The following is a 12,274-nucleotide window of genomic DNA, read 5'->3' as shown; positions in this document are numbered from 1 at the left end:
CCCCCGAGCCATTCCATGCCCGACGTCCTGATCGCCGACGACCATCCGCTGTTCCGCGACGCGCTGGAGCGCGCGGTGGTTTCCGCCCTGCCCGCGGCCGCGGTGCATTGCGCCGACAGCGTCGACAAGCTGATGGCGATGATCGAGCAGTACCCGGAGGCGGACCTGCTGCTGCTGGACCTGCACATGCCCGGTGCCCGCGGCTACTCGGCCCTCGCGCACATCCGCGGCCAGTACCCGGGCCTGCCGACCATCGTCGTCTCCGGCCATGAGGAAGCCCAGGTGGCTCGCCGCGCACTGGCTCACGGCGCTTCGGCCTACATTCCGAAGTCGACGCCGGGCGACGAGATCGTGCAGGCGATCCATGCCGTGCTGGACGGCAACACCTGGCTGCCGCACCAGCTGGTCGGCGGCGAGATCGCGCTCAAGCGAGACGAAGCCGACGTCGCCGCGCGGGTCGCTTCGCTCACGCCGCAGCAGTTCCGCGTGCTGACGATGATCGCCGAGGGCCAGCTCAACAAGCAGATCGCGTGGGACCTGGGCGTATCGGAGGCGACGGTGAAAGCCCACATGACCGCGATCATGCGCAAGCTGGGGGTCAACAACCGCACCCAGGTAGCGCTTGCCGCGAGCCAGCTGGCGGTGGACCCGGGCGCCATGCAGCCGTTCCCCGACGACGACTCGGAGTAGGCGCGGCGATCAGCCGTTGCTGGCCTGGCGACGCACCAGCGCGCCGAGCAATGCACGCAACGCGGCCGGACGCACCGGTTTGTGCAGTAACGGATAGCCCAGTTCGCGCGCGCGCTGCTTCAGCTCGCTGCTGCCGTCGGCGGTGATCATCGCCACCGGCGGCAGGCTGCCCAGCCGGAGCCGCAACTGGTTCAGCGCCTGCAAGCCATCGGTGCTGTCGGCCAGGTGGTAGTCCGCCAGCACCAGATCGACCCCGCCGCGGCGCAGCTCGGCCTCGGCCTGCGCCACATCCTCGGCGAGCCGGCAATCGACGCCCCAGCGCCCGAGCAACGCCTTCATGCCGTCGAGGATGGCGGGGTCGTTGTCCAGGCAAAGCACGGTCAGCGGCAACTGTTCGCCGGTCGGCAGGCGCGGGGCGACCGCGGGGCGACGGGGCACCGCGGCCACGCGCGGTACGACGCAGCCGAAGCAGCTGCCGTGTCCCTCGCGCGAATGCAGTTCGAGACGGTGACCCATGATCGCCGCGATGCGGTCGCAGATCGACAGACCCAGGCCCAGGCCCTTTTCGCCCCAGGGCGAAGGGCGCTGCAGGCGCTGGAACTCGTCGAAGATGTGTGCCCGCTGCTCCGGCGCAATGCCGGGCCCGGTGTCCCAGACCTGGATGTGCACCTCATCGCCGTCGCGCCGCGCGCCCAGCAGCACGCCACCTTCGCGGGTGTAGCGCAGGGCATTGGAGAGGAAGTTCTGCAGGATCCGCCGCAGCAGCTGCGGGTCGCTGCGGATGGACAGGTTGGTCGGCACCACGCGCAGGCGCAGGCCACGCTGCTCGGCGACCACCGCGAACTGCGCGCGCAGGGAGTCGAACAGGTCGGCCAGGGCGAAGTCGCCGAACTCGGGCTGGTAGCGCCCGGCATCCAGTCGCGAGACGTCGAGCAACGCGTCCAGGAGATCCTCGGCAGCGCGGAACGAGGCGTCGATGCGCTCGGCCAGGCGACTCGACTCCTCGTCCAGCGCCGGCTGCTGGCGCAGGGCCGAGGTGAACAGGCGGGCGGCGTTGAGCGGCTGCAGCAGATCGTGGCTGGCGGCGGCGAGGAAACGGGTCTTGGAGACCATGGCCGCCTCCGCCTCGCGCTGCGCGCGCGCGGTGGCGTCCAGCGCCTCGCTCAACTCGGCGGTGCGCTGGTCTACGCGCTGCTCGAGGTTCTCGTTCGCCTCGAGCAGCGCGAGCTCGGCGTGCTTGTAGGCGGTGACGTCGGTGTAGGTGGTGACGTAGCCGCCACCGGGCAGCGGCCGCCCGCGCATCTCGATCACCGTGCCGTCGGGGCGCACCCGCTGGAACAGGTGCGGCGTACCGGCGCGCAGATGGCCGATGCGCTTGGCGACGTGTTCCTCCACCTCGCCCGGGCCGCATTCGCCGTGCTCGGCGTTCCAGCGGATCAGGTCGGCGACCGGCACGCCGATGTAGACCATGCCGTCGGGATAGTCGAACAGCTCGAGGTAGCGGCGGTTCCAGGTGACCAGGCGCATGCGCGCATCGACCACGCTGATGCCCTGGGAAACGTTCTCCAGCGTGGTGGAGAGCAGCTCGCGGTTGAAGCGAAGCTCCTGCGAGGCTTCGTCCATCAGCGCCATCGCCTCGGCGATGTCCAGGCCCGAGCCGGACAGCGCGCCCATCAGGATGCGGCGCGCGCTGGCCGCGCCCACCGCGCCGGCGAGCAGGCGTTCGGTGTACTGGATCAGCGCGCGGTCGGCCGACTCGTTCGGCTCCAGCGCCTTGCCTTGGCGCAGGCCGTACTCGGCGAAGGCGCGCTGCGAGCTGCGCTCGCCAACGATGCGGCCGGCGATCGTCATCAGGTCGCCCACCGCGACGCGGCCGCGCCAGTCGCCGCTGCCGCTGCTGCTGGCGATGTACGGATCGACGAACATCGCTGCGTGGATGCGCTCGGCCAGGCTGGGCCGGAAACGCAGCGAGAAGAACACCAGGCAGCCGACGTTGAGCAGCAGCGACCAGAAGGTGCTGTGCATGACCGGGTCCCAGCCGCTGAGGTGGAACAGCGCCTGCGGGCGCAGCCAGGAGATGCCGAACGGCCCTTCCTGCAGCCAGCGGGCATGGCGATCGATGGCCGGCAGCAGCAGGGTGTAGAACCAGGAGCCGAAGCCGGCGAGCAGGCCGATCGCCACGCCCGACTGGCTGGCGCCGCGCCAGTACAGCGCCGCGATGATCGCCGGCGCGAACTGCGCCACCGCAGCGAATGCCAGCAGGCCGGTTGCCGCCAAATTGGCGTTGTCCGCCACCAGCCGGTAGTAGCCGTAGGCCAGCAGCGAGAGCGAGATGATGGCCACGCGCCGGATGCGCAGCAGCAGCAGCGAGAGATCCTGCCGCTGCTCCAGCCGAAGTCTCCGGATGCGCAGCAGGGCAGGCATCACCAGGTCGTTGCTGATCATGGTCGAGAGCGCCACGGTGGCGACGATCACCATCCCGGTCGCGGCGGAGAATCCGCCGAGGAACGCCACCAGGGCCATGCCGCGATCGCCGTGGGCCAGCGGCAGGTTGAGCACCCAGGCGTCGGCAAGCCCACCGCGCACCGCCGGCAGGTGCATGCCGGCAGCCACGATCGGCAGCACCGCCGCGCTGATCAGCAGCATGTACAGCGGAAACATCCAGCGCGCGCGGTGCAGGTCGTGCGGGTCCTCGCACTCCACCACGCCGATCTGGAACTGCCGCGGCAGACAGAACATCGCGAGAAAGGCGAGCACGGTCTGGGCCAGAAAGCCCGGCGACTGGCCCTGGGTGAGACGCGCCGGCGGCAGCGCCGCCAGGGCGTCCCAGCCGGGACCGCGCCACAGCGCGTAGATGGCGAGCGTGAGGAAGGCGACCAGCTTGATGACCGACTCGAGCGCGATCGCCAGCATCATGCCGTGATGGTGCTCGCTGGCGTCGATGCTGCGCGTGCCGAACAGGATCGCGAATGCAGCCAGCAGCAACGCGCACCAGAGCGCGCTGTCCGCGGAGGGAATGATCGATGTCGGCCCGGTGTCCGACAGCACGTCCACCGACATCGCCATCGCCTTGAACTGCAGCGCGAGGTAGGGCACCACGGCGGTGACCGCGATCAGCGCCACCAGGGCGGCCAGGCCGTGGGACTTGCCGAAGCGCGCGCCGATGAAGTCGGCGATGGTGGTGATGTTGCGCTGGCCGGCCACGGTCACCAGCCGGCTCATCAGGCCGAAACCGAACAGGAACAGCAGGGCCGGGCCGAGGTAGATCGGCAGGTAGGCCAGGCCATCGCGCGCCGCCGTACCGACCGCGCCATAGAACGTCCAGGACGAACAGTAGACGGCGAGCGCGAGGCTGTAGACCAGCGGCCGCAGGGACGCCTTGCGCGGATACAGCGGGTTGCGATCGCCTTTCCAGGCGACCACGAAGAGCAGCCCCACGTAGAGTGCGGCCACGATCAGCAGCAGCCAGCCTGAAATCACCGATCGCCCTCGCCCGATGCGCGCGCGTCCGTGGCGCTCCTGTCCGGTTCTTGTGCTGGCCGCCTGCGGCCCGGCACCATGCCGGGCATGTCCGAGCATGTCCGGCCGACGCAGGCCAAACTAGCAGAGCCCCTGGGCGAAGACGAGATTCACGTGTGGTCCTGCGCGTATCGCCCCGCGGTGGGGCGGGGACCGCTGCGGCGCCTGCTCGCCCGGTATCTGGGCTGCGATGCGGACACGCTCCGCTTGCGCGAAGAGGAGCATGGCCGGCCGATGCTTCCGGTGGGCAGGCACGGCGCACTCCGTTTCAACTGGTCGCACAGCGGTGAGCGCGCGCTCGTCGCGGTGGCGCGGTCGGTGCAACCGGGTATCGATCTCGAGCATCGAGCCCGGCGGACGCGTGACGTGCAGGCGCTCGCCAGACGCTTCTTTGCCGAGGCCGAGGCGACCGCTCTCGCACGCTGCGACGATGCGGGCCGGCCACTGCATTTCCTGCGCCTGTGGACTGCCAAGGAAGCGCTGCTGAAAGCGCAGGGCCGCGGCCTCGCGTTCGGCATGGATCGGGTGGCCGTGTCGGTCGGTCCCGGCGCGCCCGAGCTGCTCGCATTCGAGGGTGAAGCACTCGAAGACTGGCATCTGAAAGAGCTCATCTGCGACGAGGCCTGGGTGGCCGCGCTGGCTTGGCGGGGCCAGCCGATGGAGGTTCGCTGGCGCGGCGACTTCGAGTGATCCGGCGTCATGCAGTTGGCGTACTCTTGAGGTCCGCCGCGGTGCTTCGCTCCGCGCGTGTCCTTTCCTCGCTGCGCTGGTGCCGACTTAGATGACCCTGCTGAGCGTCAATCTCAACAAGATCGCCGTGCTGCGCAACTCGCGCGGCGGCGACGAGCCTTCTCTCGCCCGGGCTGCACAGACCTGCATCGAAGCCGGTTGCGGGGGCATTACCGTCCACCCGCGCCCGGACCAGCGGCACATCCGACCCGACGATGTCCGCATGCTGGCGCAGCTGTTGCGGGGACGCGTCGAATACAACATCGAGGGCAATCCGTTCGCCGGGGCACGCGGAAGCTATCCCGGTCTGCTCGCGCTGGCGCGTGAGGTCCGGCCGACCCAGATCACCCTGGTGCCGGATGGCGATGGACAGATCACCTCGGACCACGGTTTCGACCTGGTGCGCGACGCGGACCGGCTGGCGCCCCTGGTGGCCGGCTTCCGCGAGATCGGTTGCCGGGTCAGCCTGTTCGTGGATGCCGGGACGACGAACTTCGAGCCGGCGGTTCGCATTGGCGCACAACGCGTGGAGATCTATACCGGTCCGTACGCCGCTGCGTTCGCGGAAGGCCGCGTCGGCGACGCCCTGGCCGCTTGCGTGGAAACGGCTCGGCGCGCGCAGCAGGCGGGGCTGGCGGTCAACGCCGGGCACGATCTGAGCCAAACAAACCTCGGCACGTTCAAGGCGGCCATTCCCGGCCTGGCCGAGGTGTCGATCGGCCATGCGTTGATCGGCGAGGCGCTCTACGAAGGGCTGGCGGCAACGGTACGTCGTTACCTGCAGATCCTCGACTAGTTCGGCGACCGGTCCACCCAAAAGAAAACCCCCGCCGGGGGCGGGGGTTTCAGTTCACGCTTGTGTTCCGAGCGGGTTTACTGCTCGGTGAAGCCGATCTTGACCAGGCCGTAGCTCTTCGCGTCCGCCAGGGCACGCGCCAGGTATTCGTACGCCACCGCGTCATCCGCGCTGATCTGGATTTCCGGCTGGTTGGTCTGCTGCGCGATCACCGCCATCTGGGCCTTCATGCCTGCCTCGTCGACGGGCACATCGTTCCAGTAGTAGGCACCCGATGCATCGATCTTCAGACGGATCGGATCGAGATGATCGGTATCCGGCGGCGGGTTGTTGGTCGGCTGCGGCAAATCGATCTTCACGTCATGCGTCACGATCGGCGCGGTAAGCATGAAGATGATCAGCAGCACCAGCATCACGTCGACGAGGGGCGTGACGTTGATGTCCGCCATCGGCCCCTTGCCGCTTCCCGTACTGAAAGCCATGGTCGTTACTCCTTCGCCGTCGTGATGAAACCGACGTGGACCATGCCCTGGTCCTTCGCATCGGAGAGGATCTTCTTCACGATCTTGTACTCGGTCGTCTTGTCGGCGCGGATCTGGAGTTCCGGCTGGGGCGACTCGGACGCAGCCACGGCCAGGGCCGCCTTCAGCTGGTTCTCGTCCACCGATGCATCGTTGAGGAACATCGATCCGTCTGCCTGCACGGCCAGGTCCAGCGGCTTGATGGGCTTGGGGTCAGCCTTGATCGGAGTCGCCGTGGGTAGCTTGACGGTGATCCTGTGGCTGGCCAGCGGTGCCGTGATCATGAAGATAATCAGCAGCACCAGCATCACGTCCACGAGGGGCGTGACGTTGATTTCCGACATCGGACCGCCGGAATTTCCGGTGCTCATCGCCATGGGTCAGACCCTCACTTGCCTTCGACGCGCGCGCCAGTGGCGAAGAAGTCGTGCAGGTCGTGCGCGAACTCGTCGAACTGGGCGTAGGTCAGACGGTTGGAGCGGTTGAAGAAGTTGTAGGCCAGCACCGCCGGGATTGCGGTGAACAGACCGATCGCGGTCATGATCAGCGACTCACCCACCGGACCGGCCACCGCGACCATCGACGCATTGCCGGCGGCAGCGATGCCGATCAGCGCGTTGTAGATGCCCCACACGGTACCGAGCAGGCCGACGAACGGAGCGGACGAACCAACCGTTGCCAGCAGGGTCAGACCGCCTTCCAGGCGCAGGCTCTCGCGAGCCACGGCCTGACGCAGGGCACGGTCGATGAACTCCGAGCGGCTCAGGGTCTGGGCCAGACCGTTGCCACCAGCAGCGGCCTGCTGGTGGTGGGCGACGGCCGAAGCCGCGTCCAGCGCGATCTTGGAGAACGGCTCGCTCTTCGGCTGGGCCTCGAGCTCGCGGATGGCTTCCTGGGTGGAACCGGTGTTCCAGAAGCCGTCGATCACCTTGTCGGCACGCGAACGCACCATCGCGTTGCGGATCGCATTGGCGACGATGAAGTACCAGGAGGACACGGACATGATCACCAGGGTGACCAGCACGATCCAACCCAGCGGATCAAGGTTGTGGAGGAGTGCGTCGAAGCCGATCTGCTTCATCGCTTCGGCATTGGACAGAGGTGCAGAGGTCTCTTGGAACATAACGCTACCCTTGGGAAGTCAAGCGTGAACTGTAACTGTAATGGGGATTACAGCTGATTGAGGTTGAAATTGACCGGGACACGGGCGTAGCCCTCGACCTTCTGACCATTGCGGATCGTCGGGTTGAAGCGCCAGTGGCGTGCAGCTTCGATGGCGGCGCGGTCCAGCTCGCGATAACCACTCGAGACGTCCACCTTGACGTCCTTCACCGAGCCATCGACACCAACCAGGATCAGCAGCGTCACCGTACCTTCGTGACGCTGACGGATCGCCTGCGGCGGGTAGCGCGGCTGCAAACGGCTGTTGTAGCTCAGGTCCTGGCTGGCCGTGATGTCCGACGGCGGAGCCGGCGGAGCCGGCGGCGCGGGCGGGACCGGCGGCGCCGGGTTATTCGTCGCCTCGTCCACCGGCGGCGGCGGAGCCGGCGGCGGCGGGGTCGGCGGCGGCTGCACCTGCTTGATGATTTTCGGCGGCGGCTGCTTCGGCGGCTCCGGCGGCGGCGGCGGCGGCGGCGGCGGCGGCGGCGGCGGCTCGATGAAGTTTACCTGGACGACCTTATCCTTCTCTTTTTGCGCCTGCTTGGGCGGGGCCATGGGCGCCACCAGCATCAGGAACGCGAAGGAATGCAGCGCGATGGCGGCTGCCAACGCCCAGGTGCGCCTCCAATTGAACGACTTATTGTCGATTTCGTGGTTGCTTGAGGCCATCTGTCACTATCTTGGAGCTAGTCGATCGGTGGGCGTTTGCCGCAGCGCTGAAGCGGTGTCTCAGGCCTTAACAAGGCCATGAAACGCGGGAACTTTTCGCGCGCGGAAAGATTTCAACGGTACATCAGCGCAAGGCGTTTGTATAGCTCCCGGGCACGGGTTTTGGACGTCTATTTGTGCCCGGGGAACAAGGCCTTGGCGTTACTTGCCGGCTCCTGCCTTCCGCAACCAGTCCTTGGCTTTTGCCGCGGTTTCCGGATCCTGCGCAGCCTTCCTCATCGCCGCGATGGCGGCGGGCTTGTTCTTCAGGCCACGCTCGGCCTCGGCCAGCAACATGTAAGCCGAACCTTGGTGCTTCACGCCCTTGGCAATACCCTGCTGAATCAGCGGAACCGCCTCGCGATTCTTGTTCTGCACCACCAGGATCTGGCCGGCGCGAACCGCAGCCTCGCCATCGGTCGCCATCGGGATGGCCTTCTTGTACGCGGCGACTGCCTTGGACTCGTTGCCGGCCACATAGGCCGCATCGCCGAGCAGCTTGTTGTTCTCGTAGGTGCTCGGGATGGTCCCGCTGGCCATGCCGTCCTCAAGAGTTTGCACGGCCTTCAGCGCGTTGGGCTTGGGGTTGTCGGTCGTCTGGCCAGTGATCAGGTAGAGCTTGGCCAAATTCACGTAGTCCTTGTCGGACTTCAGAACACCCTGTGCCTTGGCCTTCTCCATCAGCTTGATGGCTTCCGGGTACTTCTGCGCCTGCATCAGCACCGCCACTGCATTGTTCAGCGTGGTCGGGTCATTCGGATTGGCCTCGAACTGCTGTTCGGCCAGCTGCGCGGCTTGGTCGCTCTGGCCCGACTCGGCATAGCTGGCCATCAGGATCTGGTTCCAGCTGCTCTGCGGCTTGTCGGTCATCGACATCGCCTGCTTCATCGCGGCGATCGCCTCCGGATACTTCTGCAGCCGGTAGTAGGCATTGCCTTCGAGCGCGTGGGAGTCCGCGGTATCGCGCTTGCCCTCAGCGCGCCACTTGGCGATCGTGTCGATCGACGCCTGGTACTGCTCGTCCGCGAGCTGGAACTGGGCCATCTCATATTCGAGCTGGAAGTAGGTGTCATTCGGCATGACCCCATTGGCCAGTGCCTGGGACAGCAGCGAGATCGCTCCCTTCAGGTCGCCCGCGTTGTACTTCAGGCTGGCCAGACCCTGCAGGGCCAGTGCCTGGGCGTACTTGCTCTTGCTCTTGTCCAGGATGGGCTGCAGGACCGACTCGGCCTTGGCCGCGTCGCCCGAGTTGACTGCATCGAGCCCTTCGCTGAGCTGCTTCTGATCCTTGCTGTTGGTCAGGTCGAGCTTGGGCTCCTTGCGGGTCGCGTTGGGGTACAACGCTTCCTTCTTGTCCTTGTCCGCATGGCTGGCGTGGGCCACCGGCGCAGCGATGATCGTCAAGGCAAGAGTCGCGCCTGCCAGCAACTTGAACAGGGGGGCATGCTTCATGGCTGTCCTCATGTCGGGATTACGCGCAGAAAGGCGTAAGGGGATCCCCAAGACTACCGGCACATGCAATCGATAACAAGTCGCGCTGCCACATGACGATTTTATAAAAATCAAACATTTAGCATGCGGCTGCGTATGCAGTTATCTGTAACGTATCTCCAGCGAACACGGCGGCGCCACCAGAACGATGAGCGCCGCCGGACGGGCTGGCCTGAACCCTGTCAGATGTCGAGGTTCGCCACCTTCAGGGCATTGGCTTCGATGAAGTCGCGGCGTGGTTCGACGGCCTCGCCCATCAGCATGGAGAACATCTGGTCGGCAGCGAAGGCGTCCTCGATGCCGACCTGCAGCATGCGCCGGGTTTCCGGGTTCACCGTGGTCTCCCACAACTGCTCCGGGTTCATCTCACCCAGGCCCTTGAAGCGCTGGATGCTACGGCCCTTCTTGGCTTCGTCGAGCAGCCAGGCGCGGACCTCGGCGAAGCTAGCCACGCCACGCGAGGCATTGCCTCGCCGAATGACCGCACCGGGTTGCACCAGGCCCGAGAGCTGCTGACTGGTTGACAGGATCGGCCGGAATTCGCTGCTGGCAAAGAACGATTGCGGCAGCAACCAGGTGTGGCTCAACCCATGCTGTTCGCGGATCACCTCGATCGCGGCAGGCTGGTCGGCGGTCGCCTCACGAAGGGCCAGTCGATAACGCGGCTTGCCAAGGCCGGAGGCTGCGAGCTTGGCCGAAACGGCGTCCAGCCACCCCTGCATCGCATCCGCCTCGGCCCAGAGCGACGCATCGATGGGTGGGTGCTCGAGCAGCGCGGACAACACCGCCGCATCGACGCGATGGCTGAGACGGACGATCTGGTCCAGTGCCTGCTGGTAGTCGCGCAGCAGCTTCTCGAGGGCCTCGCCGGTGATCGCCGGCGCTCCCGGTGCATAGACCAGTTCGGCATTGTCGACCGCGTTCGAGATCAGGTACTCGTTCAACGCGGTATCGTCCTTGAGGTACAACTCCTGTTTGCCCTGCTTGAGCTTGTAGAGCGGCGGCAGGCCGATGTAGACGTGGCCGCGTTCGATCAGCTCGGGCATCTGACGGTAGAAGAACGTGAGCAGCAATGTGCGGATATGCGAACCGTCCACGTCCGCGTCGGTCATGATGACGATGCGGTGGTAGCGCAGCTTGTCGGGGTTGTAATCCTCCTTGCCGATCCCGGTGCCCAGCGCGGTGATCAACGTGCCGACCTCCGCCGAGGACAGCATCTTGTCGAAGCGCGCTTTTTCCACGTTGAGGATCTTGCCCTTCAGCGGCAGCACGGCCTGATACTTGCGATTGCGTCCCTGCTTGGCCGAACCACCTGCCGAATCACCCTCGACCAGGAACAGCTCGCACAACGCGGGGTCCTTTTCCTGGCAATCGGCCAGCTTGCCCGGAAGGCCGGCGATGTCGAGCGCGCCCTTGCGTCGAGTCATCTCGCGCGCCTTGCGTGCCGCCTCGCGGGCCCGCGCGGCATCGACCGCCTTGGAAGCGATCGCCTTGGCTTCGTTGGGATGCTCGAGCAGGAACTCGCCGAGCTTTTCGTTCACCGCCTGCTCGACGGCCGTCTTGACCTCGGAGGAAACCAGCTTGTCCTTGGTCTGCGACGAGAACTTCGGATCGGGCACTTTCACCGAGAGCACGGCGATCAGGCCTTCGCGCATGTCATCGCCGGACAAGGCGACCTTGGCGTTCTTGGCCAGGCCTTCCTTTTCGATGTAGCCCTGCAGCGATCGGGTAAGCGCGGCACGGAAGCCGGTCAAATGGGTACCGCCATCTCGCTGCGGGATGTTGTTGGTAAAGCAGAACACGGTCTCCTGGTAGGAATCCGTCCACTGCATCGCAAGCTCCACCGAGATCCCGTCCTGCTCTGAGATCGAACTCAGGCTGATTACGTTCGGGTGAAGCGGCGTCTTGAGTTGGGAAAGGTGCTGCACGAATGAGGCAATGCCACCCTCGTAGGCAAAGCGATCCTGACGCCCCTCGCCCCGCTCATCTTTCAGATCGATGGTGACGCCGGAGTTGAGGAAGGCCAGTTCGCGCAGGCGCTTGGCCAGTATGTCGTAGTGGAATTCGACCTGGCTGAAGGTTTCCGAGCTGGGCAGGAAGCGCACCGTGGTGCCACGGCGCGTGGTATCGCCCACCACCTTTACCGGGTACTGCGGCTCACCCAGCTTGTATTCCTGGACGTGCTCCTTGCCTTCGCGGTAGATCGTGAGCCACAGGTGCGCACTCAGCGCATTGACCACCGAGACGCCCACGCCATGCAAGCCACCGGACACCTTGTACGAGTTGTCGTCGAACTTGCCGCCCGCATGCAGCACGGTCATCACCACCTCGGCGGTGGAACGACCCTCCTCTGGATGCATCCCGACCGGGATGCCGCGACCGTTGTCGCTGACGCTGACCGACCCATCGTCGTGGATGGTGACGATGACATGGTCGCAATAGCCGGCGAGCGCTTCGTCGATCGAGTTGTCGACGACTTCGAACACCATGTGGTGGAGGCCGGTGCCGTCATCGGTGTCGCCGATGTACATGCCGGGGCGCTTGCGCACCGCTTCGAGGCCCTTGAGTACCTTGATGTTGCTCGAATCGTAAGTCGTGTTCATTCGGTGGCTGGTCTCCGGCGCCGGAATCCCCCGGCATGGCGCCGCGAAGGGCCGGA

The 12,274-nt window shown here is 66.0% G+C and carries 10 protein-coding genes; 3 read left to right on the top strand and 7 right to left on the bottom strand.

The window, feature by feature from the left end; translation table 11 throughout:
- The first annotated feature begins 15 nt into the window (after positions 1-15).
- Entirely contained in the window at positions 16-690 is a 675-nt protein-coding gene (locus ATSB10_RS14320) for a response regulator transcription factor (RefSeq protein WP_063673434.1), read from the top strand.
- A gap of 9 nt (positions 691-699) precedes the next feature.
- On the opposite strand, the gene ATSB10_RS14315 is transcribed toward ATSB10_RS14320, so the two are convergent.
- Entirely contained in the window at positions 700-4,170 is a 3,471-nt protein-coding gene (locus ATSB10_RS14315) for a hybrid sensor histidine kinase/response regulator (RefSeq protein ID WP_063673433.1), read from the bottom strand.
- An 87-nt stretch (positions 4,171-4,257) separates the two neighbouring features.
- Here ATSB10_RS14315 and ATSB10_RS14310 point away from each other — a divergent pair, with 87 nt between their 5' ends.
- Positions 4,258-4,899 carry a 4'-phosphopantetheinyl transferase family protein gene (locus tag ATSB10_RS14310; RefSeq protein WP_063673432.1) on the top strand — a complete coding sequence of 214 codons (642 nt, stop codon included), beginning with the start codon at positions 4,258-4,260 and terminating at the stop codon, positions 4,897-4,899.
- Between the two features lie 91 nt (positions 4,900-4,990).
- Positions 4,991-5,734 (top strand): pyridoxine 5'-phosphate synthase, encoded by a 744-nt coding sequence (locus ATSB10_RS14305; protein WP_063673431.1) that lies wholly within the window; start codon positions 4,991-4,993, stop codon positions 5,732-5,734.
- Positions 5,735-5,811: 77 nt separating this feature from the next.
- On the opposite strand, the gene ATSB10_RS14300 is transcribed toward ATSB10_RS14305, so the two are convergent.
- The 6 genes from ATSB10_RS14300 to gyrB form a co-directional block, all read right to left on the bottom strand.
- On the bottom strand, positions 5,812-6,216 hold the full coding sequence (locus tag ATSB10_RS14300) for an ExbD/TolR family protein (protein ID WP_063673430.1): 405 nt from the start codon (positions 6,214-6,216) through the stop codon (positions 5,812-5,814).
- A gap of 5 nt (positions 6,217-6,221) precedes the next feature.
- Entirely contained in the window at positions 6,222-6,632 is a 411-nt protein-coding gene (locus tag ATSB10_RS14295) for an ExbD/TolR family protein (protein ID WP_017461659.1), read from the bottom strand.
- An 11-nt stretch (positions 6,633-6,643) separates the two neighbouring features.
- Positions 6,644-7,378 (bottom strand): MotA/TolQ/ExbB proton channel family protein, encoded by a 735-nt coding sequence (locus tag ATSB10_RS14290; protein ID WP_063673429.1) that lies wholly within the window; start codon positions 7,376-7,378, stop codon positions 6,644-6,646.
- 47 nt (positions 7,379-7,425) lie between these two features.
- Positions 7,426-8,085, bottom strand: a complete 660-nt coding sequence (locus ATSB10_RS14285; protein WP_063673428.1) for an energy transducer TonB — start codon at positions 8,083-8,085, stop codon at positions 7,426-7,428.
- A gap of 201 nt (positions 8,086-8,286) precedes the next feature.
- Entirely contained in the window at positions 8,287-9,576 is a 1,290-nt protein-coding gene (locus ATSB10_RS14280; protein WP_205631059.1) for a tetratricopeptide repeat protein, read from the bottom strand.
- A 221-nt stretch (positions 9,577-9,797) separates the two neighbouring features.
- Positions 9,798-12,218: a DNA topoisomerase (ATP-hydrolyzing) subunit B gene (gene gyrB, locus ATSB10_RS14275; protein ID WP_063673427.1), complete on the bottom strand. Its 2,421-nt coding sequence runs from the start codon at positions 12,216-12,218 to the stop codon at positions 9,798-9,800.
- Between the last annotated feature and the right edge of the window lie 56 nt (positions 12,219-12,274).

Origin of the sequence: Dyella thiooxydans (assembly GCF_001641285.1) — a bacterium.
In the GTDB taxonomy this organism is placed as follows: domain Bacteria; phylum Pseudomonadota; class Gammaproteobacteria; order Xanthomonadales; family Rhodanobacteraceae; genus Dyella_A; species Dyella_A thiooxydans.
Note: the sequence above shows the minus strand (reverse complement) of the source record. Positions and strands in the feature narration are given on the sequence as shown.